Origin of the sequence: Novosphingobium pentaromativorans US6-1 (assembly GCF_000767465.1) — a bacterium.
In the GTDB taxonomy this organism is placed as follows: domain Bacteria; phylum Pseudomonadota; class Alphaproteobacteria; order Sphingomonadales; family Sphingomonadaceae; genus Novosphingobium; species Novosphingobium pentaromativorans.
The window spans coordinates 1-22,874 of record NZ_CP009295.1 but is presented as its reverse complement, the minus strand read 5'-3'; the positions used below and the strand labels follow the sequence as shown (position 1 = coordinate 22,874).

The 22,874-nt window shown below is 64.5% G+C and carries 23 protein-coding genes; 11 read left to right on the top strand and 12 right to left on the bottom strand.

From position 1 onward, the window contains the following. Positions 1-6 precede the first annotated feature (6 nt). The 6 genes from JI59_RS24570 to JI59_RS24545 all read left to right on the top strand — a co-directional run bounded on the left by JI59_RS24570 (position 7) and on the right by JI59_RS24545 (position 5,201). Complete coding sequence (locus JI59_RS24570) at positions 7-1,506, top strand: lipopolysaccharide biosynthesis protein (RefSeq protein ID WP_007015783.1); 1,500 nt, start codon at positions 7-9, stop codon at positions 1,504-1,506. Positions 1,507-1,518: 12 nt separating this feature from the next. After that, on the top strand, positions 1,519-3,207 hold the full coding sequence (locus JI59_RS24565) for an ArnT family glycosyltransferase (protein ID WP_041565076.1): 1,689 nt from the start codon (positions 1,519-1,521) through the stop codon (positions 3,205-3,207). A gap of 133 nt (positions 3,208-3,340) precedes the next feature. Further along, a complete protein-coding gene (locus JI59_RS24560) occupies positions 3,341-3,796 on the top strand; it encodes a hypothetical protein (RefSeq protein ID WP_203226105.1) in 456 nt (151 codons plus the stop codon). Then, positions 3,793-4,017, top strand: coding sequence for a hypothetical protein (locus JI59_RS24555; RefSeq protein ID WP_041565075.1), 225 nt, complete (start codon positions 3,793-3,795; stop codon positions 4,015-4,017). Before JI59_RS24560 ends, JI59_RS24555 begins: the two co-directional genes overlap by 4 nt. A gap of 123 nt (positions 4,018-4,140) precedes the next feature. After that, entirely contained in the window at positions 4,141-4,764 is a 624-nt protein-coding gene (locus tag JI59_RS24550) for a hypothetical protein (RefSeq protein WP_007015779.1), read from the top strand. After that, positions 4,761-5,201 (top strand): DCC1-like thiol-disulfide oxidoreductase family protein, encoded by a 441-nt coding sequence (locus JI59_RS24545; RefSeq protein WP_007015778.1) that lies wholly within the window; start codon positions 4,761-4,763, stop codon positions 5,199-5,201. Before JI59_RS24550 ends, JI59_RS24545 begins: the two co-directional genes overlap by 4 nt. Positions 5,202-5,231: 30 nt before the next feature. On the opposite strand, the gene JI59_RS24540 is transcribed toward JI59_RS24545, so the two are convergent. Next, on the bottom strand, positions 5,232-6,413 hold the full coding sequence (locus tag JI59_RS24540; protein ID WP_052118064.1) for a capsule biosynthesis protein: 1,182 nt from the start codon (positions 6,411-6,413) through the stop codon (positions 5,232-5,234). A gap of 358 nt (positions 6,414-6,771) precedes the next feature. On the opposite strand from JI59_RS24540, the gene JI59_RS24535 reads away from it, so the two are divergent. Beyond that, positions 6,772-8,265, top strand: a complete 1,494-nt coding sequence (locus tag JI59_RS24535; protein WP_007015775.1) for an LTA synthase family protein — start codon at positions 6,772-6,774, stop codon at positions 8,263-8,265. Here JI59_RS24535 and JI59_RS24530 read toward each other — a convergent pair. Beyond that, entirely contained in the window at positions 8,246-9,007 is a 762-nt protein-coding gene (locus JI59_RS24530) for an SDR family NAD(P)-dependent oxidoreductase (RefSeq protein ID WP_007015773.1), read from the bottom strand. The two genes, JI59_RS24535 and JI59_RS24530, sit on opposite strands and share 20 nt — an antisense overlap. A gap of 201 nt (positions 9,008-9,208) precedes the next feature. Between JI59_RS24530 and JI59_RS24525 the strand changes: the two genes are divergently transcribed. After that, positions 9,209-9,826, top strand: a complete 618-nt coding sequence (locus tag JI59_RS24525) for a sterol desaturase family protein (protein ID WP_007015774.1) — start codon at positions 9,209-9,211, stop codon at positions 9,824-9,826. A gap of 139 nt (positions 9,827-9,965) precedes the next feature. Continuing rightward, the gene (locus tag JI59_RS24520; protein WP_007015772.1) at positions 9,966-10,379 is read left to right on the top strand and encodes a recombinase family protein; all 414 of its coding nucleotides are present in this window, start codon (positions 9,966-9,968) and stop codon (positions 10,377-10,379) included. 138 nt (positions 10,380-10,517) lie between these two features. On the opposite strand, the gene JI59_RS24515 is transcribed toward JI59_RS24520, so the two are convergent. From JI59_RS24515 to JI59_RS24485, 7 genes are all read right to left on the bottom strand, one after another. Next, on the bottom strand, positions 10,518-11,642 hold the full coding sequence (locus JI59_RS24515; RefSeq protein ID WP_039858870.1) for a Fic family protein: 1,125 nt from the start codon (positions 11,640-11,642) through the stop codon (positions 10,518-10,520). Positions 11,643-12,322: 680 nt separating this feature from the next. Next, entirely contained in the window at positions 12,323-12,811 is a 489-nt protein-coding gene (locus tag JI59_RS24510; RefSeq protein WP_007015770.1) for a hypothetical protein, read from the bottom strand. Between the two features lie 236 nt (positions 12,812-13,047). Further along, positions 13,048-14,280 (bottom strand): tyrosine-type recombinase/integrase, encoded by a 1,233-nt coding sequence (locus tag JI59_RS24505; RefSeq protein ID WP_239000661.1) that lies wholly within the window; start codon positions 14,278-14,280, stop codon positions 13,048-13,050. Positions 14,281-14,392: 112 nt separating this feature from the next. Next, positions 14,393-14,911, bottom strand: a complete 519-nt coding sequence (locus JI59_RS24500) for an antitoxin Xre/MbcA/ParS toxin-binding domain-containing protein (RefSeq protein WP_007015700.1) — start codon at positions 14,909-14,911, stop codon at positions 14,393-14,395. A gap of 93 nt (positions 14,912-15,004) precedes the next feature. Further along, positions 15,005-15,493, bottom strand: a complete 489-nt coding sequence (locus JI59_RS24495; protein WP_007015701.1) for a hypothetical protein — start codon at positions 15,491-15,493, stop codon at positions 15,005-15,007. Beyond that, positions 15,490-16,116: a hypothetical protein gene (locus tag JI59_RS24490; protein WP_007015702.1), complete on the bottom strand. Its 627-nt coding sequence runs from the start codon at positions 16,114-16,116 to the stop codon at positions 15,490-15,492. Before JI59_RS24490 ends, JI59_RS24495 begins: the two co-directional genes overlap by 4 nt. A gap of 2 nt (positions 16,117-16,118) precedes the next feature. After that, on the bottom strand, positions 16,119-16,598 hold the full coding sequence (locus JI59_RS24485; protein ID WP_007015703.1) for a hypothetical protein: 480 nt from the start codon (positions 16,596-16,598) through the stop codon (positions 16,119-16,121). 331 nt (positions 16,599-16,929) lie between these two features. Here JI59_RS24485 and JI59_RS24480 point away from each other — a divergent pair, with 331 nt between their 5' ends. Next, complete coding sequence (locus JI59_RS24480; protein ID WP_007015704.1) at positions 16,930-17,166, top strand: type II toxin-antitoxin system Y4mF family antitoxin; 237 nt, start codon at positions 16,930-16,932, stop codon at positions 17,164-17,166. Further along, a complete protein-coding gene (locus JI59_RS24475) occupies positions 17,156-18,421 on the top strand; it encodes a type II toxin-antitoxin system HipA family toxin (protein ID WP_007015705.1) in 1,266 nt (421 codons plus the stop codon). The genes JI59_RS24480 and JI59_RS24475 overlap by 11 nt, the downstream gene beginning before the upstream one ends. Positions 18,422-19,113: 692 nt before the next feature. Here the strand turns inward: JI59_RS24475 and JI59_RS24470 are convergent. The 3 genes from JI59_RS24470 to JI59_RS24460 form a co-directional block, all read right to left on the bottom strand. Beyond that, positions 19,114-20,391, bottom strand: a complete 1,278-nt coding sequence (locus JI59_RS24470) for a replication initiator protein A (RefSeq protein ID WP_007015706.1) — start codon at positions 20,389-20,391, stop codon at positions 19,114-19,116. Between the two features lie 106 nt (positions 20,392-20,497). After that, the gene (locus tag JI59_RS24465) at positions 20,498-21,571 is read right to left on the bottom strand and encodes a ParB/RepB/Spo0J family partition protein (protein WP_007015707.1); all 1,074 of its coding nucleotides are present in this window, start codon (positions 21,569-21,571) and stop codon (positions 20,498-20,500) included. Between the two features lie 109 nt (positions 21,572-21,680). Beyond that, on the bottom strand, positions 21,681-22,823 hold the full coding sequence (locus JI59_RS24460) for an AAA family ATPase (RefSeq protein ID WP_081474100.1): 1,143 nt from the start codon (positions 22,821-22,823) through the stop codon (positions 21,681-21,683). Positions 22,824-22,874: the final 51 nt, after the last annotated feature.

Here is a 22,874-nt window from a genome sequence, read left to right as displayed (position 1 = left end):
ATGCCAATGGACATCGTGTCTAAGAGCGACGACGCCCCGGCCCAGGCAGGCACGCCCAAGGGCGAAAAGCGGCAGTTCAGGAAAGTTGCCGCCCGCGGCGCGGCCTATTCGGGGCTCGCGCAAGGGCTGAAGATCCTCCTGTCCATGGCCTCCGTGATCGTCGTGGCCCGGCTCCTCGCCCCGACAGACTTCGGCGTCATCGCCATGACCACCCCGATCACCGGTTTCATCCTGATCTTCCAGAATCTCGGTCTCAACCAGGCGGTGGTGCAGGCCCGCACGATCAGCGAGGAACAGACCAACGCGCTGTTTTTCTACAATCTCGCGGCCTCGGCGGCGATCGCCCTGATCTTCCTCGCCATTTCGCCGCTGGTAGGCCTGTTCTACGGCGACCCGCGACCGGCGTACATTACCGCCGCGAGCGCGCTGACCGTCCTGCTCACCGGCACCACGCTGCAGCACACGGCCCTGCTGAACCGCGCCATGCGGTTTCGCGCGCTCAGCTTCGTGGACATAACGACGGCGGCGGCCTCGCTGCTGTTCACGATCGGGTTCGCGCTCTGGCTGCGCAATTTCTGGGCCCTGTGGCTTGGCGCATTCTGCGGCACCGTCGTCAACGCCCTGCTCGTGTGGCGCATCGACCGCTGGCGCCCGTCTCGCAGGATCGTCTGGGGCAGCGCCCGCAACATGGTGAAGTTCGGCGCCAACCTCACCGGCTTCAACTTCATGAATTTCATCAGGAAGAATATCGACAACGTCCTGATCGCAAAGATGTGGGGCTCTTCCGCGCTGGGCCTCTACGACCGCAGCTACAAGCTGATGATGTTCCCGCTGGAGAAGGTCAATTCTCCCCTTGCGCGAGTCATGCTGCCGGCGCTCGCCCGGGTGCAGGACGAACCGGGCCGTTACCGGCGCATGTTCCTGCTGGCGATCCAGACCCTCTCCATTTTCTCGGTGCCCGGCATCATGGCCGTGGCCATGTGCAGCGACCTGGTCATTCCCCTGCTGTTCGGCGCGCGCTGGACCGATGCCAGCCCCATCTTCTTCTGGCTCAGCCTGGCCGCCGTGACGCAGCCGGTCTCCAACGCGACCGGATGGCTGTTCATCAGTTCGGGCCGGACCAAGGAGATGTTCCACTGGGGCCTCTACTCGACCCCGGTCACCATCGCCGCGTTCCTGATCGGCCTGCCCTGGGGCCCTGTGGGCGTCGCCAAGGCCTATTTCCTGAGTCAGGCCGTGACGGTCCCGGTCCTCTACTACTGGTGCACCCGCGACACTCCGGTCTCGGCCCGCGATCTCTATGCAGCCATAGTGCCGACCCTGCTCGGGGGCATCCTCGCCTGGGGCGTGGTCAACCTTGCGCGCGGCGAGCTTTCCACGATCCCCTTGCTCGCAACCGCCTTTGCCTGCTCGTACGGCTTCAGCATCGCGGTTCAGGGGGCAACGAAGAAGGGCCGCGCCGCACTTGTCGAGATGACCCGGCTTCTTTCCGCAGCGCGACCATAGGACCCGCCGCTTATGCAAACCGCCATCCCGCCACAGACCAGATCGCGCCGGTTGGACGGCGTGTACTTCCCGGCCCTGGCGCTTTTCCTTGCCGCCCTGGCGATCCGCCTGGTGTGCAGCCCGATCGTGCCGCTTCATCCGGATGAGATCTTCCACATCCTGACTGCGACATCCTGGTCTGACGACGGCAGTTACAGGCTCGGTGACGGCAGCTACACCCGGGGCTGGATCTACACGGTCATGGCCGGCGAGAGTTTCCACGCGTTCGGACATGTGAGCGTCTTCCTGGCGCGCCTTCCCGCGATCCTGGCCGGGGCGCTGGTGGTTCCGGTGATCTTCGTATGGATCAGCCGGTCGGCCGACAGGACCGCGGGCTGGATCAGCGCGCTTCTCGTTTGCTGCACGGAACTGATGATCCGCACATCGGACTTCGCGCGCTTCTATTCGCTTCAGGCCCTTCTCGTCACGGCGGCTGCGGCGATGATATATGCGTACCTGCTCCATCCCTCGCGAAGACGTGCCTGGGTCCCGGTCCTCGCGCTTGCCTGCCTCGCTCTCGCCGCGCAGTTGCAGATCACGACGATCGTGGCGGCGGGCGCCATCGGCATTTTCGTCGTTCTGTTCCTCGCCACGCGGCCGCAGACGCGGGCCCTGCTGGCCGATGCGAAGATGCGGCGCCTGGCCTTCGCTCTCCTCGTCCTGGCAGCGGCCGCCGGCGCAGTCGTCGTCTATCTGGGATTGCCGCGCCTGCTGGAAGCAGAGCCCTGGGCCGAAAAGCACAAGTACAACTACCTTTTCTATCACGTGCTGCTCAGCCGCGATTATCGCCTGTTCTGGTACCTCATGCCGCTGGCGGCCTTTGCGGCACTGGCGCGATACCCGCGCCTGACCGCCTATTGCCTTGCCCTCTGGTTGATCCCGCTTTTCGTCCACTCGTTCGGCGGCATGAAGGCGGACCGCTACATCTCCTATGCCTTCACCTTCTTCCTGACCTTCTGGGGCATTGCCCTCGCCTGCGCCCTGCCCTGGCTGAAAACTGCAGTCGTTCGCACTCTGGATTGCCTGCAAGAGGCCTGCGCGGTGCCGTTGGGAGAGCGGATCCGCGCGGTTCTGGTCCCGGCCATTCTGGTCTTTTGCGCTCTGTCGGTAATCGCGGTTAACAAGTTGCTGGTCGACAGCCCGAAACTGATCGCGAAGGGCATGGTCCATTTTGTCCACGCGCCTGCCGGTATCTTCAGGAATCCACCCGATCCGGAGTGGGACCGGGGCCTCGCGGCGATCCGCCGCGACCTGGACGGCGGAGCGGTTCTGGTCGGCGTCGATGAGCTGCGCACGACGCTCTACCTGCAAACGCCGAACTTCGGCATGTACCTGCCGCCCGCTCCCGTCACGTTCGAGCGGAACGGATTCACGATCGACAAGCGCAACGGCCGCCCCGTGATCGAGAACGTGGAAGATCTGGAAAGGGTCTTCTCATGCCTCCCGCGCGGCGTGCTGCTGATACCCGCCCGGCGATGGGAGCAATACGGCTTCCTCGACGAGCCCATGGCGCGCTTCATCACTGCCCGGACGAAGCCGGGGCCACCGCGGATCCCCGGCTTCTACATCTACCGCTGGCAGCATCCCGTGAACCGGCAGGGATGTGAAGCCGTTCGAAAGGAAGCCCGGCTGCACAGCCGCAGCGCGCCTTTGGAGAACTGAACTGACAGGGCAGGTCCCTGCGCCGCCATGAATTTCGCTGAAAGCGAACCGCCTCTCTACGATGCAATATGTTTGAAATGATGAATTGGATCAGTATCGACAGCACTTGAACGCGAAGGTAACGGCTATGCGCTTGCAACTCGAGCTATATCGCTTCAGATTACTTTCTCTCGTCATAATCCTGGTACTTGGCGCGCAGCTGATCGCGTCGTTCGGACACGCGAACCGGTTCTTCCCGTTCATGTGGTATCCCATGTATGCGACAGCCCATTTCGATGGCGAGCGGATCAATGTCGAACATCGCATTTACGCGGTCGCGCCGGATGGAAGCCGGCATTACGTCGACCCGGCCAGGGACCTCAGGATCGACTTCTGGCGGTATGAGCGGCGCTTTGCGCGCCCGCTGCGGGACAACAAGCTGGACCGGATCACGCCGATCCTGCGAATGGTCGTCGAGCGCTACCCCGCCTTCACCGAGTTGCAGGTGGAAGATTATCCGATGATCATCACGAAGAATGGACCGCAAGGCGCAAGCAGGCAGGTCATAGCCGTCATTCCGCGATCCGCGGTTGAGGAGGCCCTGAAATGAGCGGGCAGACCCTGACACAAAGGTGGGACCGATACTGGTTCCCCCAGGCCCCCTTGCTGGACCTTGCCATCCTGCGCGTGATCGCCGTGGGTACGCAACTGGCGCTGATGCTGTTCGATAGCCGCTACGGGCTCGCAAGCTTGCGTGCGATCAACGAATTGCCGGATTCGTTCTATCGCCCCCTGCCTTTCTTCAGGCCCGTCATCGCGCTGCTGGGCTGACATAGCTTCACGATTTCGGAAATCGAGACCATCCACATTGCCACGATTGCAATTGGATTTGCCGCACTGGTCGGCCTCTGGAGCAGGGTCAGTCTTTTCCTGTTCGCCGCGGGCGTTGTCCTTGTGCAGCTCTGGGCTCTCTCGCACGGCGACATCCACCATCCCGAAGCGGCGATGATGATCGCGCTGGGCGTCCTCGCATTGTCGCCCGCCGGAGCCGTGCTGTCGCTCGACGCGTATCTGAAACGAGGCTCCGGGCGCGTCAGCTTCCAGCAGCAGTTGACCAGTTCGAGCAGGGAAGCGAAATGGCCGATCCTGGTCGTTCAATGGCTGTTTGGCCTGATGTACCTGTCCGCATCCTATTCCAAGCTGTCGATTGGAGGCCTCGATTGGCCGAACGGGTTCACGCTTCAGTATTATCTGGCGATGGACGGCTTGCGGTGGAATTCGCTTCTCGGCGTCTGGCTCAGCCAGTATCATGAGCTTTGCGTCATCGGGCAATGGGCCGTGCTCATCTTCCAGAGTACGTTTTTCCTCTCGCTCATCTTCCCGAAGCTCAAATGGCTTTACGTGCCCATAGGGATGGTCATGCACATCGGGATCTATCTGATGCTCAAGGCGCCATTCTGGCAGTGGACCGCGCTGTACCTCGTGTTCATTCCATGGTCGGCAGCGCTGATCTACTTGAAGTGGATGCCCGCGCGCCCGACGATCGACCCGGAACTCGGCGAAGCGAGCGCGGGATGATCGAGGATCCAGCGCCCCCCCGGACCCATGACCCGAAGACCGCAGGCGCAGGCGCAGGCGCAGGGGACACTTATCTCATCTACGATGGGGAGTGTCCTTTCTGCTCGTCCTATGTGAAATTCATGCGCCTGCGCGATACGGTTGGGCCTGTTCGCCTGATAGATGCGCGCGAGGGAGGCGCTGAAGTCCTGACCGTTCGCGGCAAGGGCATGGATCTCAACGAAGGAATGGTCTTCCACTATTCCGGCACCTACTATCACGGCGCGGATGCACTCAACGTGATGGCCCTGCTGAGCGACGGTCAATCGTGGTTCAACAAGCTGAACGGGGTGCTTTTTCGATCCAGAATGGTCGCGCGGATCACATATCCGTTCATGCGCGCGGGACGAAACTGCGCGCTGCGGCTTCTCGGGCGCTCGAAACTTCCCGGCGCGTGACAAGACTACGGCCAGCCTGAACGCCTGGCCTCACTCCGGCAGCAGCGGCCGCCCCTCGATCCGGGCGATGGCGTGGCGCACCACTTTTTCCAGCGCTTCTTCGGAAAAGAACCCGCCGGGGATCAGGCAGCGCTCGATCAGTACCCGGCGGAAGGCCTCGAAGGTCTCGGCGTCGGGAGCGACGGGGTCCTGCCAAAACGCGTCCAGGCCACCTTGGTACGTGACCTCGGGGATGTCGTAGACGGCATGACCCAGCGCCACCACCGGCACGCCCATCGCCAGCCCCAGCGTGCCGCTGGTGCTGTTGATCGTGACCATCCCTCGCGCATCGCGGGCGACCGGGACGATATCGCCCCAGCCCAGGTAGTCGACCCGCTCGGCAATGCCGAAGCGGGCGGCCATGTCGGCAGTTTCCTGCTGCCAGTTGCGCACGCCGTTGTCGAGCGGGTGCTCCTTGACGACGAGACGCGTGCCCGCCGGCGCATGGGCAGCGAAGGATCCCAGCACCAGCTTGAGGGCATCGGCGATGCCCGCAAAGGGTGAATGCAGGCGGATCTGCGCATCGGAATCGAGCTGCAGCGGGAACAGGAAATAGGGATCGGCGGAGGTCTTCATCCGCTCCAGCAGCGCGGCGGCCTGCGCCTCGCGCTCCTTGCGGCGGCGCAGCTTGCGCCACCAGCCCATGCCTTCGACCGCGGGATGCCAGGGGCGATGGTTGTTCCAGTGCGGGTAATGCCAGCGCGTGAAGACGTCCGCGGCGTTATAGAGCAGGCCCTCGGTCGCACGGCGGCGAAACGAGGACGGCACTTGCGCATGCGGGGGAACGGGAGGCAGCTTTGCCGCGGTCTCGCGGTACCAGGCCGGGTCGCGCGGCAGGCTGGAGTGGCCGTTGACCCCGCCCAGTTCCAGCGTCACCCAGTCGGGGCGGACATAGCCTTCCTCGAAGACGTGAACCGGGATGCCCAGTTCGCGGCAGACGCGCGTGGCGCCCATGTGATGGTCGCGGCAATCGCCGAAAAGCATGACGTCGGTGATCGCCAGTTCGCCGAGCAGGCGCTCGAACTCGGCCGGCCAGTCCTCCAGCGATCCGCGATAGTCGATCCCGCCGGGCAGGCGCCAGAACAGGCGGTCGCCGCCGTTGAAGTTGACCTTGTGCACCCCGTGCCCGGCAGCGATCAGCCCTTGGCCGAGGCGGCGGAAAAGCGGTCCCATCAGTCCCTGCAGCAGCAGGACGTTGCGCCGGCGCGATCCCTTGCCGGTCACAAAGACGACGCCGGAATCGCCTTGCGCCCGAGTCACCGCCTCCAGTTTCAAAATCCGCACTCCGCCCTTGATTTTTCAGGAGATCTGATCGTCTGGCCTTGCATCTACCTAAGCATATTGCCCAATGAGTTGATCCATCCGTTAGTCTGCCAAATCTTTCTCGACAACCTTTCGATTCAAAGTCATCGATTGTATCGACGCCTAATAATGACAGGAACAAGACCCCGCGCTATGAGGCCGCTCCCTGCAGTGGAGCCGAAATGGAAATGACCCGACCTGCTTTGCGGCAAGGTGCCAGGTAGATCGCATGCTGACTGTTGCCGTTCTGCTGACCGGCTCCCTCCTCCTTGACGCTGCAGTCCGCCCGCGCCCCGCAAATGCGGGAGGCATTCCCCTGCGCTGCCTGCCCGGCCTCGTCCTGCAATCGCTCATGGCGATGGCCCTGTTCGGCCTGTTCCTCGCCCTGTGCGGGAATGCCGCTGTCTCCGTGGCCATGGCGCTGGCCATCGTGGCCTTGCTGGCGGTCGCCTCCAACGCCAAGAACGCCATGCTGGGCGAACCGTTGCTGTTCTCCGACCTCGCCCTGATCGGTGCGATCTTTCGCCATCCGCAGTTCTATCTCTCGGCCGTCAGCCTGTGGCAGCGGGTCCTGGCGAGCCTTGGCGGGATTGTCCTGCTTGCCGTCCTTGCGCTGCTGTTCGTGCCCGACCCGTGGATCCACCTGTCAGGACTGGGCATTGCGCTAGGCAGTCTTGCCGCCCTGGCCCTGTTCCTGCGGATCAAGGCGCCTTGCGCGCTCACGCCGCATCCCGATGCACACCTCGACGTGCAGCGCTTCGGGTTGCTGCCAGCGCTGCTGCTCTATTGGCTGCGCTGGCGCGAAAGCAGCGATCCATTGCCGCATCCGCATCCGCATGGGGACACGCCCGGCGCTGCCCTGCGCAAACCGCACGAGACGGAAGTGGCGATCATCGTCCAGTGCGAATCCTTCGCCGATCCCGCCGAACTCTTCGGCGATCCGGAACTGGCCCTGCCCGCTCTCGATGCGGCACGCGCCATCGCCTGGCAATCGGGGCGCCTGCACGTAAGCGGGTTTGGCGCCTATACGATGCGCACCGAATATGGCGTGCTGTTCGGCCGCGACGAAGCGGATCTCGGCTTCAGGCGCTACGATCCCTTCCTCACGGCGCTGGGCGAACACAGCTACGCGCTGCCCAACAGGCTGAAGACCGCGGGTTGGCAAAGCCTGTTCCTGCACCCGCACGACATGCGCTTCTACGGGCGCGACCGGATCATGCCCGCGGGGGGCTTTTCCGAGCTGGTCGGCCAGGATCGCTTCGCACCGCCACGTGCGCACGAAGGTCGCTACGTTACCGACGCCGCGATGGCAGACGTTATTGCAGATCTTGCCCGCGACCTCGCGGCGCCCACCCTGCTCTACGCTGTCACCATCGAGAACCACGGCCCCTGGGCGCCCGAGCAGGCCACCGGCCCGGATGCGCTGACCGAAAGCTACTTGCGTCTCGTGCGCAACAGCGATGCCATGCTGCAGCGTTTGCTGCACGACCTGGCAGCGCTGGGCCGGCCGGCCACGCTCGTCTTCTTCGGCGATCACCGCCCCAGCATTCCCGGGGTCACAGCCCCGGGCAGCGCGCGGCACACCCCTTACGTGATCGTCCGCATGGACGCGCAGGGCCAGTTGCTGCGCGGCGCTGCAGAGCCGGTCGACCTGACCCCGGCCGAACTGCATCATACCGTGCTGGCGGCCCTGACCGCCCCCGCTATCGTCCAGGAGGCGTGAGCGAGGACAGCAGCCTGTCACGCAGGAACGCGGGGAGCAGGCGGTCGAACCAGCGCAGAAGGGCGAAGATACCCGGCGCGACGACATGCGCCTGCTTGCGCTCCGCCGCGCGAGCGACGATCGCGGCGGCCTTCTCGGGCGTCAGGATCATCGGCTTGGGACCGGGCACCTTGCGCCCCGATGCGGTATCGATGAAGCCGGGCGAGACCAGCGTCACGCCCACGCCATAAGGGCGCACCGCCAGGCGCAGGGCATCCGCGAAGCGGGCAAGACCGGCCTTCGTCCCGGCGTAGGCCGCCGCAAAGGGCAGCGCGTGGAACGCCGCCGCCGATCCGATCAGGACGATGCGCCCTTCCCCGCGCCGCGCCATGGCATCGGCCAGCGCCGCGGCCATCGCAGCGGGCGCCACGAAATTGACCTTGCCCAGTCGGATGACAAGCGCGGGGTCCTCCACAAGGGCCCCTTCCGCCCGAATGTCGCCAAGGCCCGAGGCGAAAATGGCGATGTCGATCGCCCCTGCCGCGTCCTCGGCCATCAGCGCGGCCACGGCGGCGTCTTCGGCGCTCAGGTCCAGCGAACGGATGCTCGCCTGCGCTCCCGCCGCGCGGCAAGCCGCCGCCACCGCATCGAGCCGTTCCTTGTCGCGCCCCCACAAGAGCAGCTCGGCGCCCGGCCGCGCATAGTGGGCGGCAATCGCACGCCCCAATCCACCGGATGCACCTGTGACAAGAATGCGTCGCATTGGGCGACCGGACGCCCTTTCGGCAGTTTGCGGGGGAAAAGCCACGATCATCTCTCTTGTTCGGCAAGCACAGGAATTTACAGATTCTTTTCCAACTTGCGCCAGCCTCATTTTTTGCATTGCAGATTAATCAAGAATTATGCTGCATGGCAGCATATAGTGTTGACAACGCAGCCCCATTGCTGTCGAGAAAGTCGTCTGATGCGTGATCCTCGAACCAGTCCCCAGCGCGTTCAGCTGTTCGAGAACCGGCAGCTCGAGAAGCTGACTCTCATCTCGCCGCGCGGATTCATCCTGGTCTGGAGCATCGCGCTCCCCCTCATTGCATGGACGGGTTGGGGCACGGCAGGCGCAGCCTACGGGGCGCTCCTTTTCGCGCTCGGCCTGCTGGTCTGGTCGCTGTTCGAGTATGCGATGCACCGGTTCCTGTTCCACTGGGATTCCGATGCCGCGCCGATCAAATGGCTGGTCTTTGCGGTCCACGGCAATCACCACACCACCCCGAACGATCCGCTGCGCAACCTGATGCCGCCGCTCGTCAGCCTGCCCATCAGCGCTGCCGTGTGGGCGACCTGCGTGGCCCTGCTCGGCATGGCGGGCACCTGGCTCTTCCTGGGCTTCATCATCGGCTACGTCGGATACGACGTGGTCCACTACGCCTGCCACCAGTGGACCATGCGCGGCCGCATCGGCATGGCGATCAAGCGCCACCATATGCGTCACCACCACGTCGACGAAGAAGGCAACTACGCGATCACGGCGATCTTCTGGGACCGCATGTTCGGCAGCGACGTTCGCGCGATCAAGAAGGCGCAGTAAGCTCCCCGTTTCCCGGTTTTGCCGGTATGGCTTGCCGGTATAGCTTGCCGGGGTCCGCTTTCTCCGGAGCGCGGACAGCACCGGCACGTCGCTTGAGCGCCGGGCGAGGACAAACACGATTTCCCGGGAGTTCGACGCCATGAAATTGGGCTACGTGCGCACAAGCACAGGGGAGGCAAGCCTGGCGGCCCAGCTCCAGGCCATTCGTGCAGCCGGCGCCGTAAGGATCTGGGAGGATCACGGAATATCGGGTTCCGCCGTCCTCAAGCCCGCCTACATGGAAATGTGCGAGTACGCCCGCCCTGGCGACGAGATCATAGTCTGGCGTCTCGACCGCCTGTCCCGCTCGCTCATCACCCTGATCTGCGAACTACAGGCGCTGGGGGAACGCCAGGTCGAATTCCGTTCCCTTTGCGAAGGAATCGATACCACCGCGCCCGAAGGCCGCGCGTTCTTCCGGACCGTCTCGGCCTTCACAACCTTCGGCCAGGACGTCCAGCGCGAACGCGCGGAGGCCGAGATGGGCATGGGAGCAGCCAGGCTGGAAGAGTAGCTACCCACCGCCGGGCTCAATCCGTGCAAAGCCCAATATCGGTACGCCAATGATGAAAATGACGATCGTTTTGTCCGGCTGCCCATGCAAGCTGCCGGCCGACCAGACTTCGCTTGTGTGAGCCGAACTCGCTCAAATTCAGACGCCACGGTCAGGCATCTTGACCTCTTCTACGAGCGAATAACCAGTGCTGCGTCCCCCGGCAGAATCTTTCTCCAGAATGCCCTTGCGAACGAGGTCATTGATGTCGCGAAGGGCCGTGTCGGACGACGTCCTGGTCATCGCTGCCCACTTGGCGTTGGTCAGCTTGCCCTCGAAGCCATCCAGAAGACGGTTGATCACCTTGCGCTGCCGTTCATTGAGCGACTGCCCTGCCATCGAGTCCCACAGTCTCGCCTTGCGCATGACCCCGGTGAGGATCGTCTCAGCCCTGTCGAATGCACGATCGAGGCAGCCAATGAACCAAAGCAGCCAGGTCGTAATGTCCAGCCCGCCGCCTTGCGTCGTTTCCAGCATGTCATAGTAAGCCTTCCGCTCGGCACGGATCTGAGCTGACATGCTATAGAAGCGCTGTGCTGTGCCCTCTGCACGCGCCAACGCAAGATCGGCAATCGCACGCGCTATGCGCCCGTTCCCGTCATCGAATGGATGGATCGTTACGAACCACAAGTGCGCAACGCCGGCCTTCAGGACAGGGTCGAGCGTCGCCGTCTCGAACCACGCAAGGAAACGGGACATTTCCCGATCCAGCAGGCTTGACGCTGGGGCCTGGTAGTGAACCCGCTCATGACCGATCGGCCCGGAGACGACCTGCATGGGGCCACCTTCGATGCCCCGCCAAGCACCCACAGTAATCCGGCTCATCCCGCTTCGCCCCATCGGGAACAAGGCCGCATGCCAATCAAACAGGCGCTCAGCAGTCAGAGGCCGAGCGTAATTCTGAGTCGCATCCAGCATCATTTCCACGACGCCTTCGACATCGCGATCGGCTTCGACCAATCCACTGATCTCCATCCCGAGCCGGCGAGCAATGGATGAGCGCACTTGCTCCCTATCAAGCACCTCCCCTTCAATCTCGCTGGATTTCAGGACATCCTCGGTCAGCGCCTGAAGCACCGCTTCTTCGCGCAAAGGAAATCCCAATGCTTCCATATGCCCGATCAATCGCCCTTGCCTGTGGCGGACAGCTGCGAGCGGCTGAAAGAGCTGCGACTCTTTCCAGATCAGGTTGGGCCAGTCTGTCAGTTCGTGGATATAGGGCACAATCACCGCTCCTTATGCGGTAAATATACCCGCCATTCACCGCACAGTGCAATGATTATTCACCGCATTGGATCCGGCGAATAAGGGCGCCAATCACCGCATTCCAGCGCGCGATTTCATGGCTGAGGTTCGCTTCGAACCTTTGCCCCACCGACTCTTCCCGGACGCTCTGCCTCCAATTTTGCAATCCCGGGTGCGGTCGGTCCGGCTTTCTATCATGCCCGAAAATGAAGTAATCGCGGAGGGTGCCGAGCGAGGCACAATGTCAGAATTACTCAAAGGCTGGTTGCACTCCGTCAGTATGAAGACCCGTTTCGCGAGAGGGTCTCCGGGTTGCAACTTCGCGTCATAATCATAGGCTTTGGGCAAAGGAAAACCCCACGTCCGCAGCAGGCCCGATCATCAAATTTGCTTCAGCGATCCCCCAGATCGGGCAGAAAAACAATCAACATTCAATGATTTCTGTCCGCTTTCTGCCTCGCCGTCCTGAGATAGCCGCCAAGTGCAGCCCAACGCAACAGCGCCTGCCACAGCATGGGCCCAAGAGGCGGCAGCGCAGGTCCAGGAGCTCCAGGCGGCTGCCCGGTTCACATCGAACCCCAACAGGTGGGGAACAAGAACCAACCAGATGGCAATCGCAACGAGAACCCACCGCATCGCCCGCACGAGGCTCAGTCGATTCACATCTGCGGGCGGCAGGGCTTCCCGTCGTACTGATGCCGGTTCAGGACGTAGGCCTTGCCGTTCCAGCGCTCTACCGGGAAGCAGAAGCCGGGACCGCCGATTTCGATATCCGGCCAGCCACCCACGCCCCTGGTGGCGAGGAATGTCGGGATGCCGGTCCCGCCGGTGATGTTCTTCCAGCTGCCGTCGGCCTGCTTGCTGACGATCGTGTAGCCGGTTCCCGTCATGCCGAAGCAATAGGTGCCGCCTTCGGTGATCACCGCTTCGGGTCGTCCATCGCCATTGAGATCGCGCACGGTGTCGATCTGTCCGGGCGAATAGCTGGCCGTGCCAGGATCGCCGCAAGCGGACCATTTCCCGCCCTGGAAAGTAAAACCGGCAGCGCGAAAAGCGGCGGCGCGGTCCTTCGCCGTCAAATTCGCCTGGGCCAGCACCGGGGATGCAAGCAAGGCCAGGAACCCAGCAAGAGCAAGACGAATCCGCATGTCATCCTCCGCAAAAGCAGCGCTGCGTCCATAGCACGCCGACCCACGCAGGCAGAAGCGCTCCTCTATGGGTAGCGACCGGCGCGACCCGCTCAGCCGGAGAGCATCGTAAGGCCCCGGTGCCGTCCGAATGATAGTCGAGGTGCCGGCCCTGAGCGTGACCGCGATACCTTGCGACGCTGCATAGCTTTCGGGATCGAGAGCCTCGAGGATGAGGCCGAACGGATAATCGCGCCCTACCCTGCTTTCACCGCGCCGCGCATCCTGCCGAGCACGCGGGCTGCGGCGTTGCTGCCGACCGCGAGTTCGCGCGCGTAGTGCAGCGCGGTGCCGGGCGAGGACCAGCGCAGCGCGAGCGCGATGCCGGCGCCGTCCTCGCCAGCGGCGAACAGGTCCTGGGTCAGGCCGACGCGGAACGAGTGTGCGCTCAAGGCACGGATCGCCGCTTCGGCGCGGTCGGGATCGATCGCCGCATGCCCCTGCGCGATGGCGGCGCGCGCGCGGCGGCGCAGGATCGCGACCACGCCCTGCCGGGTGAGCGGCTTGTCGCCGATCGTGTGCCGCGCGCCCCGCTCCTCCGCATCGCCGGGCCGCTCGGGGAGCAGGTGGACGCGGCGCAGCACCGCGCCGCCCGCGATGTCTGCGGCGCAGAGCCAGGCGGCAAGGCGGCGCATCGTCTCGGGCGAGATCCAGGCAAGCGCCCCCTCCCCCTCCTGGTCGGTCTTCGAGCGGGGAATGACGAGGCGGCCGCTGCCATCCTCGTGCGCGGTCAGATCGCCGACCTGCACGGCGACGAGTTCGGAGACGCGCAGCCCGGCATCGTAGGCGAGGCTGATCAGCGCGGCATCGCGCAAGTCAAGGATATCGCTGCCGCAGGCCGCCAGCAGCGCCTCGACTGTCACCCCCTCGGGCGCGGCCTGCCCTTCGGCCATGGCGGCCCCGAGCCGCAGCGGGGCGGCCTGGCGCTGGCGCTCCTGGCTCTGGCGGCGAATGGCCTTGAGGGTGTCGCGCACCATCCCGGCCTGCGTGGGCAGCGGTTCGCTTTCGCCGAAGCCGAGCACGCGGTGGATCCGGGCGATCGAGGCGATCCGCCGCGCCAGCGTCGCCGGCCGCGCCGGGGAGCGGCCCGGCGAACCGGATGCCAGCCAGCGCAAGTAGTGGACGAGCGTCTCGGGCGCGGCGGGCACGGCCTGCACCGGCGGGTGGCGGCGCGCGCACCACGCAAGGAAGCACTTGAGGTCGGCGGTAATCGCCGCGCGGGTCGCCGGCGCCATCGCCGCGGTCGCCGCCTCGAGCGCGAGCGCGCTGGCCCCGCGCGTATCGATCAGCGCGCGATGCGCGCCCAGCACCAGTTCCACTGCGGTAGGAGAAGCGCGGGCGGGGATCACACGGAGCAGGCGGTTTGCGGCGGGGTCATCGGCAGCGATTCTGGCGAAAAACCCGCATTTCGGCAATAAGGATTTTACCATAATGTCCGATTATGGAAAATACGCAAAAAGCAACCATACCAGAAGGTGTATAGTGAAATGGAGTTGGCTATATGTCGGCTGCCGAGGGACCGGTCCCTGCGTGCTGCCAAGGTCAGCAATAAACGCCGCGCTCGATCCGGGCGATCAGCGTCAGAACCTCTTCCAGCCCCTGAGACGAGAGGGCTGCGCGACTGGCGGGCGTTTCTCCCAACGCGACGGCAAAGGCAGCCATCCAATCGCCTGCAGCGGACATCTCGCCATCGAAGAGGCGCTGCGCGGCGGCCTGCTCGGCCTGAGCCACCCGGTAGTGGCGGGCGCACAGGCACCTCACCGCATCTGCCAGTTCGCAGCGGGTCGCCTCGGCCCCGCAATCCTCGCAAGTGGCGGCGGCTTCCTGCCTCGCTGCCGCAAGCAGGGGTGCGCAAGGTCCAGTCGCAACCTCACAGGGAGCCAAGGCAATCTGCAGTTCCCCGCCTTGCGCTCCGGCGAAAGTGACCAACTCCATGCAATCGCTTTGGAAAAGCCCGACGATGAGACGGTCATAGATTTCGCGCCACCCCGGCGGCACGCCATCGCGCATTGCGATGTTCTTGACGAGACAATCCGCGGGTTCCTTGATCTGGCCGGTCATGCTTGAATTCCTCTCTGGTGCGTCCTGGCAGGCGCTCACGCTGCGACCTTCAAGAGATCGTATAGCGCGCTCGCCTGCCCAGCTTCATGTGCTTCAGGAACGGTTCTCCGCATATCTGGCGAAGAATACCATGGACGCTGGGGGATTTTCCCCGCGGCCGAATTGCTCCAGTGTCGATCGCATGACCGGAGAGAGGAAGAAGTCCGCGAAGGGAACCTGGACGCTTCCCTTTGCCAATCGCGCCCGGTGGGCCAGTTCGCGGCCGAACTCCAAAGCGATCCTGCGGCGAAATTCGTCCTCGTCGCGAGCAAAGCCGGCGGCAAAGTAGGCGCCCTGCCCAGCTCCGGTGGCATAGTCCTCGGCGCCTGCGCACCAGACATGGCGCGGGGCTTCCAGGCAGCTCTCGGTCAATTCCCATGGATAGGCCGGTTCCGCCGCCGCTGGCTCGGCAACCGCCTCTCCTGTTGCCAGCAACTCACCTGCCCGCGCGATCGTAGCGGCCCATTGATCGAGCGTTTCCTGTCCTTTCCCGGCAAGCAGGCGTGCCATGGTCTCGGAAACCAGAGGGGTTTCGCGGCTCATGCTGCAGCCTCCCCGACATTCGTATGCTGGCGCCACGCGCTCAAGGCAGCTGCATAGCCTCGATCCGAACAGAGCAGGTGACAGGCCCCGCGAAGCCCGTTCACGCTCAGAAAGCGCGACAGGACGATGCAATGGACGTGGCTGCCATTGCCTTCCAGACCTGCCGTCCCCGGTATGTGCGCGACGAGAATAACGGGAAATCGGTCGGCGAAATGATCCCGCGCAAAGGCCCGGACGCGTTCGTAACCCGAGTGCCACGGCTCGCTTTCGTCGAGCGCCAGCTTCACCTGCACCATGGCGTGGTTTTCGAACGGAGGCAAAGTCTCGTCGAAGCGCTGCAACAGGAAATCGATGTTGGCATAGTCGCCCGGCGCGCAGGGCGGCAGCAGCACCTCGCTGCGCGCTGCGTGACCGAAGATCGGGTCGTCGCCGGGCCTCAGTTTCTTGCGAACCCAAGGCGCAATTCCATCGCGGGGGCCCTCCCCCTGCCACCAGTAGCGTGTGAAGGAGAAGCCGGGATGCTCCCCCTCGCCCTTGGAAAACGATCTGAGAACGGCGCGTTCCTGGGAATGGGCCCCCTCGGAAAGCGAGGCGGCGAGCTTCAGCATGTGCTTCCTGGTCATGATCAGAACCCCGCCTCGAAGATGGGCTTCTCCATGGTCAGAATGATGCCGGCCTCGCGGTCTTCCCGATCGATGAAGGGCGCTTCCCGTTCGCGGGCCAAACCCGTGGGCAAGGCGCGCAGGTAGGGCCCCTTCCCCAGTGTCGGCACAAACCATAGGTCACCGCCCGCGCCGCGCCACGGCGCATATCCGCACAGGATGTGGCGACGATCCTGCAGGAGAATATCGAAGCTTACGCCCCGCGTGACATCGAAGCGCAACAGGACCACCTCGAGCCCGGTCTCCCGCGCAAGCTGGATCATTTCGGGGAACAGCCAGGGCCGCGGACAACTGGTGCCGGCAATGAGCAATTGCGCGAAGGACATCGTGATGGTTCCGGCGAGGGTTCCGGCCCGTTCGCGCGACTCTGGGTCGATCTCGGCGCCAATAGCCAATGCTAGTGCCATCATGCGGCTGCGCACCCGCTGCGTGGTCCACGGCATTACGGGCGCGCACTCGCTCGCGGTCTCAATTGCTCTTACATTCATAGATTGGGTACTTCCTGGGAGAGCCGCTCTGGCAACGCACGCGGCTCCGTCCGAAATTTCTTTCAAACTGCCTTGCCGACAGGCCTTCTTCCCTTCCTTCCTGTGATCGGGTCTGCGCACGCGCTTCAGCGGAAATGCAGACATCCTGAATGGCTCGTTTTCCCGTACGGGGTATTTCCTTGAAATGCTCCCGCCAGAGCCGTGATATTTCCCGAACGGGTAAATATGGCTTGAAATCACCACCGAACGGGAATATTTTCCCGAACGGGTAAACTATAGGTGTGACATGGACACGGCCGGGATCGGGCAGATCATTCGCGAGGAACGCAAAGCGCTGGGCCTGCACCAAGATCAGCTGGCGGCAGCAAGCGGGGTGGGCTTGCGTTTCATCGTCGAGTTGGAGCGAGGCAAGGTCACGGCGCAGATCGGCAAGGTGATTGCGGTCTTGTCGGCGCTGGGCTGCGAAGTGCAGGTCCTGCGTCCCGGCGATCTCCGGCCGGGAGAGCGCGGCGATGGCTGCTGACACTCTCGACCGCCTCGTCGTCTGGTCCAATCGCCGCATCGCGGGCGACCTTGTGATCGACCTCGGCGGGGCGATGCATTTCGCCTATGCCGAGGACTGGCTGGCGGATCGCGGGGCCCCTGCCCTGTCCCACGCCCTGCCCAAGCAGGCGGGAGCCTTCGGCGATGCCTTGTGCAAGGCCGTGTTCGGCGGGCTGCTTCCCGAGGAAGGGCAGCGCACGGCGATTGCCCGTGCGCTGGGCGTTTCACCCGACAACCCGTTCCTGCTGCTGGCGGCGCTGGGCGGCGATGTTGCAGGCGACCTTGCCTTCCTGCCCCCGGGGGAGCAACCGCCTCCGGCCCCGACCGAAAGGCCCGCAGAGGCGCTCGATGACGCGGCGCTCGCCGATCTTCTCCAGCGCCTGCCCCGGGTTCCCATGCTGGCGGGCGAAGGGGGGGCACGCCTCAGCCTTGCCGGGGCGCAGGGCAAGCTCCCCGTGGTCCTGGCAAACGGGAGGATCGCCGTACCGCGCATCGGCGAGCCTTCGACCCACCTGATCAAGCCGGAGCCCGAACGCTTTCCCGGTCTGGCCGCCAATGAGGCCTTCTGTCTTGCGCTTGCGCGCGCTGCCGGGCTCGATGCAGCGACCGGGCAGTGGCAGGCAGTTGCCGGGAAGCCCTACCTGCTCGTCGCGCGCTACGACCGGGTTGAAAGGAACGGGCAGATCCAGCGGCTGCATCAGGAAGATTTCGCGCAGGCGCTGGGCGTGCCGTCCAACCGGAAATACGCCAGCGAGGGCGGACCCGCCTTCCGCGATTGCTTTGCGCTCGTGCGGCAGGCCACCACGCGCCCGGCGCGGGAGGTTCTCAAGCTGGCCGATGCAGCGATCTTCAACCTGATCATCGGCAATGCCGACGCCCATGCCAAGAATTTCAGCCTGCTGCGCCGGGAGGATGGGGAAGTCGTCCTTGCCCCGCTCTACGATCTGGTGGCGACGTTCATCTGGCCGGAACTTTCCGCAAGGCTCGCCATGCGCTTCGGCCCAGCTGCCAGCCTCGAGGAAGTGGATGGCGACAGCCTGATAGGGTTCGCGCAGGACAGCGGCCTCACCCTGCCCTTCCTGCGCCGGCGCGCCGCAGCTCTGGCTGGACAAGTCGAAGCGGCGATTGCCCGGGGTATCGAGGTGCCCGGTCTGGCAGCTACGGCACTCCCCGGCGAACTCTCTCAGGCCATCTCGGACCGGGCGGGTCGACTGGCACTCAAGGCACGCGGATAGGCATTTCGCTTCGGTAAAGGGAGCGGCCTTCGCCTTTTGCCTTCATCACCTTTTTCAAACCTGAACCCAGGCATCCTGACGGTTAGAATGGTATTTAGTGAATCTGTTACAAGGTTAGAGGACCGCGCTTGCCTTCGAGTCCGGCGCAATCCGCTGAGTCGCGTGCCGGGTGCCGTTCCCGTTGGATCGTCGATCCGTTCCTGAAGTGTCGGCGCATGCGTTCCCGAAAGGTCGTTGACCTGTTCCCGAAGGGTCGAAGAACCGGTTCCAAGCGTTCTCGGAGTGTCGAAGACCGCAAGAGGCAGGCGTTTTTTGAATCTCTTTTTGCGGCTTGTTGGAAATCGACGTTCAATCGGTGCGTGTCACCGCATGAAGACCCGACTCGGCCCATAACGGCGAGGTCCCGACGCGACACTTCGGGAACGGCAAGGCGGATTCGTCTCTGGATCGGGGTGGGTTGCTCTCCATGATCGCCATGGTGCGCACCACGGGCGCGAGGCGATGGGGCGGTCTGCAGGGGCCTTTGGGAGGCAGTTGCCGGCCCATCGCAGCGGGCTTGGGCCGGCCCGGCCCCTGCGTAACGGCTTGAGAGAAGATGGGTGGATGGGAGGCGGCACGCGCACCGTACTGGTTCGAAAGGGAGGGCGTCGCGGTGCTCGTGCAAGCAGCCCTCCCCTCTCCCCCCGCGCGTTTTACCCGCGCAGGGTGTGCCGGTGCTTTTCGTGATGGCGCTTGACCCAACCGATGAAGGCGCGTTGCCAGTCGGCCGGGGTGCGCTCGGGTGAGGCAGAGACCCAGCGTTCGAATTCGGCGTGAAGGGCGTGGAGATCCCAGCCCGGGCAATTCTGGCGCAAGTAGTCAATCGTCTCGTCGGTCATGAAACCGCGCGTCGCGGCATCGGAAAGACCGGCGAGGGTCGAGCGGATCAGCTTGCGGGCATCGATGACGTCTGCCTGGGCTTCGGTGGCCTGAGCTGCGGGTGCAGCAGACTGCTTGCCCCCCTGCCCTCGCCTGTCTCCGGTCTTGGCGGGTGCGCTCTCGGCAGGCGCCTTTTCCGGAATCGTCCCGGCGTGTTTCCCCGGGGAAACATGAGGCTCTGCAGGATTGGCCGGCAGGTTCGACTCCGCCCCGCCCTTCCCGTCGACGCGGCGCATGCGCAGCATCGGCTCGCCGTCCTTCGCCGTTTCGACGCAGAGGCTGTAACCGGGCAGTTCGTTCTTCTCGGCGAGCTTGAGCATCTCGAACTTGAAGCGCCGATATTGCCCTTCGGCGCCGGACTTCTCGAACAGCACCGGCATGGAAATCGCGAAGCCGGCTTCGCCCGCGCCGCCGGCATGCTTGCGCGCGACGCGGTAGAGCCAGCGCTCGCGCCCGCCGGTAATGTCGAAATAGGCGCGGTCGATGGACAGCACCCCGCCCTTCATCATCACGCCTTCCCAGAACCAGTTCGACAGCTCCAGCGTCATCCCGCGCGAACGCTCGGTGCGCTCATCGACGAGCTGGGTCCAGCCATCGAGCCAGGAGAAAGTCGCCTCGCGGCGGTTCTCGGCGCGGATGTTGGTCTTGATCGTGGTCGAGACGAGACGGTCGAGTGCCTGGCCCAGCAGTTCATAGGCGCGCCCGGTGGTCGGCCGCCCGATCGCGCGCAAGAGGTCGTAGGGCATGATATGCAGCTTGCGCGGCACATCGTTCGCGCCGCGCCGCGCCATGTCGGCCAGCACGCTGGCGCAGTAGATCAGGATGTCGGCATCCCAGATCGTGGCCATGCCGTAATCCGGGTTGGCGGAGACATGGACCCAGAGCTTGCCGTCGGGGCTGGTGTAATCGATCGCCTTCACGCGCTTGGATTTGGCCAGGCTGAAGAAGGGCCGCTCCATCATCTCGCGCTGGTCGCGCAGGGGCAGGTCGGCAATGTAGGGCAGGAAGAGATCGAACTGCTCGGCAATGGCAGCTTTGCGTGCGCGGCTCATTCCGGATGTTTCCCCGGGGAAACACGATTCCCTGACATCGCTCGATACCGAGCGGGCAGGGGGGGCGGAGGAGAACCGACCCCCGCCGTTGCAATGGCGCAGGAGGTCACCGCTGCAGCCCCCGGCCTTCGCTATCGAGCCGGTCGAGGGCATCGCGCACGGCGGCGAGGACTTCGTCGGCATCGGCACCGGACCCCGCGTGGAGGCGCAAGGTCACGCCCTGCCGGTTCGAGGTCTGGACGCTTACCAGCGGGCGGCCGTGAGAAGATGTGACGACGAGGGGCGCGGCCCTGGTCTGCTCGGCCTCCGGAGCGGCAAGCAGCGCCTTGAGCACGTCGGCAGCGGGCAGGGCGGGGCGGCCCGACGCGCGCCGCGCCTCCTGTTCCCTCGCCAGGCGCGCGGCCTCCTTGCGGATCGCCGGAGCCTTGTCCTTGTCGTCGAGCATCTGCGCCAGCGGGTAAGCCGGCTTCAGCTGGACGTCGGCGGGAGAGGCGAAGGCGGCCAGGACCGCATCGGGAATGGCGGCGACCTTGAGCATCTTCGAAAGCCATCCCTTGGACAGCTTGAGACGCTCGGCCATGCGGGTCATGTGGTTGCCGTAGTGATCTTTCAGCGCTGCGGCATAATTGCGCGCGCGTTCCAGATCCGAGACGTCCTTGCGGGCGCGGTTCTCAAGATCGGCAAGGCGGAACGCGGCCTCGTCGTCAAGCTGCGCCACTTGCGCCACGAACTGCATGTCCGGGTAGGAATGGGCGCGCAGCCAGGAGATCGACCAATGCCGCCGGGTTCCCGCGATCACCTCGTAATCGTGATCGGGGTCGCCATCGATGCGCCGCACCACGGCCGGCACTTTCTGCCCGCCTTCGGCGATGATGGAATCGATCAGTTCGCGGCAGGAGTCTTCCGAAAGGTGGGCATAGCTGCGGGCATTGCCTTCCCAGACGCGCACGCGCGCGGGATCGAGCAGCAATTGCGTAACCTGGCGCACTTCCCCGGTCGCCACGCGGGCCAGCGCGCTTTCGCGGCCGAGCAGGGTCGTCCCGCGGGCGCGCTCGGATCGCGGCGCTCGCTCAGTCGGGGCAGGGGAGGTCGCTGCCTCTTGCGAAGTTTCGGCCGCCGGAGCGACCTCATCTTCGTCAGAGAGCAGGGCGGCGAGATAGTCTGATTGCTTGCGGGCCATGGCTTACCTCGGGCGACACGCGGAAAAAGGGCTTGGCAGGGAGGAGGTTTGGAACATATGGTGAACATTCCTTGTAGGAAAGTCCTTTTGTTCCATTCCGGACAAAGGCTTAGCCATTGACCAACAGCTCCTCGTCGACGCGCTGCGAACGGCCCCAACCGGTCCGCACGAGCTGCTCGATCTGGCCGAGTGCCTCGTCCAGGTTGGCGCGGCAGCGCTTGTGCGTGCGCGGCGTGCCGATCGGCTTCTCCAGCTCGTAAACCGTCATCATGCGCAGTGCGGCATGGCTGATTTCTGCGCTTTCGAGGATCGGGACCGGGAGCAAGGCCGGGCCGAAAGCCTGCTCCATGATGGTGCGCACCATTTCGTGGCTGGGATCGCCCTGGTCGAACTTGGAGCAGATCAGCCGCACGAAGCTGTAATCGACGGCGATCCCCACACTGGTCAGCTGCTCGAGGACCTGGTCCATCATCGAGAGGAACTGCACCGTCGAACAGAAGTCCGGCGTCGTTGCCGCCAGCGGCACGAGCAGCGCATTGGCCGCCTGCATCACGGCAAGGCTGATCGTGCCCAGGGCAGGGGGGGGATCGAGGATGACGACGTCATAGTCGCGCGCCAGGTCCATCAGCCCCTGCTTGAGCTTGCGAAAACGCGCGGCCAGCACCGATTGCCCGTCCGCTCCGGCCGCGGCCAGTTCGTACTCGACGTCGAACAGCTCGAGGTTGGAGGGGATGAGATCGACATTGGGCCAGGGCGTGTGCTTGACCGCATAGAGCAAGTCGGCCTGGGTCGGGTCGATCGAGAGGTAGGGGTAAAGCGTTTCCTCGCGGGTGATGTTGAAATGCGGGTTGAAACCGAACAGCGTCGTCGTGGTCGCCTGGCTGTCGCAGTCGACGACGAGGACGCGGTAACCCTGCACCGCGAAATAGTGGGCGAGGTGGGTGGTGACAGTCGACTTGCCGACGCCGCCCTTGAAATTCTGCACCGCGATCATGGCCGGAACGTCGAGCGGCGCGCGGGCAGGGGAGGCGCCCAGCACCTCGCGCATGTGCAGCATTTCCTCGACCGTGTAGCCGACCCGGCGCCCGTTCTCGCTGGCCGGGGGAGGGGGCAGGCGCCCGTCGTCCTCGGCCATGCGGATGCGATTGGTCGAACAGCCGAGCAACTGCGCCGCCTCGGCAATGCCGAAACGCACGTTGAGCCCCTTGCGGCTTTCAGGCAGAAACGCCTTGCGCCGGAGACGCTCGATCATCTTCTCACCAGCTTGAGCAAGATCGCCGATCTGGGAACCGATTGAACTCAC

Excerpts from the sequence above, each read along its gene's own strand:
- JI59_RS24570 (WP_007015783.1), top strand. The coding sequence starts at position 7 with ATGGACATCGTGTCTAAGAGCGACGACGCCCCGGCCCAGGCAGGCACG.
- JI59_RS24565 (WP_041565076.1), top strand. The coding sequence starts at position 1,519 with ATGCAAACCGCCATCCCGCCACAGACCAGATCGCGCCGGTTGGACGGC.
- JI59_RS24555 (WP_041565075.1), top strand. The coding sequence starts at position 3,793 with ATGAGCGGGCAGACCCTGACACAAAGGTGGGACCGATACTGGTTCCCC.
- JI59_RS24545 (WP_007015778.1), top strand. The coding sequence starts at position 4,761 with ATGATCGAGGATCCAGCGCCCCCCCGGACCCATGACCCGAAGACCGCA.
- JI59_RS24540 (WP_052118064.1), bottom strand. The coding sequence starts at position 6,413 with ATGGGACCGCTTTTCCGCCGCCTCGGCCAAGGGCTGATCGCTGCCGGG.
- JI59_RS24535 (WP_007015775.1), top strand. The coding sequence starts at position 6,772 with ATGCTGACTGTTGCCGTTCTGCTGACCGGCTCCCTCCTCCTTGACGCT.
- JI59_RS24530 (WP_007015773.1), bottom strand. The coding sequence starts at position 9,007 with ATGCGACGCATTCTTGTCACAGGTGCATCCGGTGGATTGGGGCGTGCG.
- JI59_RS24525 (WP_007015774.1), top strand. The coding sequence starts at position 9,209 with ATGCGTGATCCTCGAACCAGTCCCCAGCGCGTTCAGCTGTTCGAGAAC.
- JI59_RS24520 (WP_007015772.1), top strand. The coding sequence starts at position 9,966 with ATGAAATTGGGCTACGTGCGCACAAGCACAGGGGAGGCAAGCCTGGCG.
- JI59_RS24510 (WP_007015770.1), bottom strand. The coding sequence starts at position 12,811 with ATGCGGATTCGTCTTGCTCTTGCTGGGTTCCTGGCCTTGCTTGCATCC.
- JI59_RS24505 (WP_239000661.1), bottom strand. The coding sequence starts at position 14,280 with ATGGTAAAATCCTTATTGCCGAAATGCGGGTTTTTCGCCAGAATCGCT.
- JI59_RS24500 (WP_007015700.1), bottom strand. The coding sequence starts at position 14,911 with ATGACCGGCCAGATCAAGGAACCCGCGGATTGTCTCGTCAAGAACATC.
- JI59_RS24495 (WP_007015701.1), bottom strand. The coding sequence starts at position 15,493 with ATGAGCCGCGAAACCCCTCTGGTTTCCGAGACCATGGCACGCCTGCTT.
- JI59_RS24490 (WP_007015702.1), bottom strand. The coding sequence starts at position 16,116 with ATGACCAGGAAGCACATGCTGAAGCTCGCCGCCTCGCTTTCCGAGGGG.
- JI59_RS24485 (WP_007015703.1), bottom strand. The coding sequence starts at position 16,598 with ATGCCGTGGACCACGCAGCGGGTGCGCAGCCGCATGATGGCACTAGCA.
- JI59_RS24480 (WP_007015704.1), top strand. The coding sequence starts at position 16,930 with ATGGACACGGCCGGGATCGGGCAGATCATTCGCGAGGAACGCAAAGCG.
- JI59_RS24475 (WP_007015705.1), top strand. The coding sequence starts at position 17,156 with ATGGCTGCTGACACTCTCGACCGCCTCGTCGTCTGGTCCAATCGCCGC.
- JI59_RS24470 (WP_007015706.1), bottom strand. The coding sequence starts at position 20,391 with ATGAGCCGCGCACGCAAAGCTGCCATTGCCGAGCAGTTCGATCTCTTC.
- JI59_RS24465 (WP_007015707.1), bottom strand. The coding sequence starts at position 21,571 with ATGGCCCGCAAGCAATCAGACTATCTCGCCGCCCTGCTCTCTGACGAA.
- JI59_RS24460 (WP_081474100.1), bottom strand. The coding sequence starts at position 22,823 with ATGATCGAGCGTCTCCGGCGCAAGGCGTTTCTGCCTGAAAGCCGCAAG.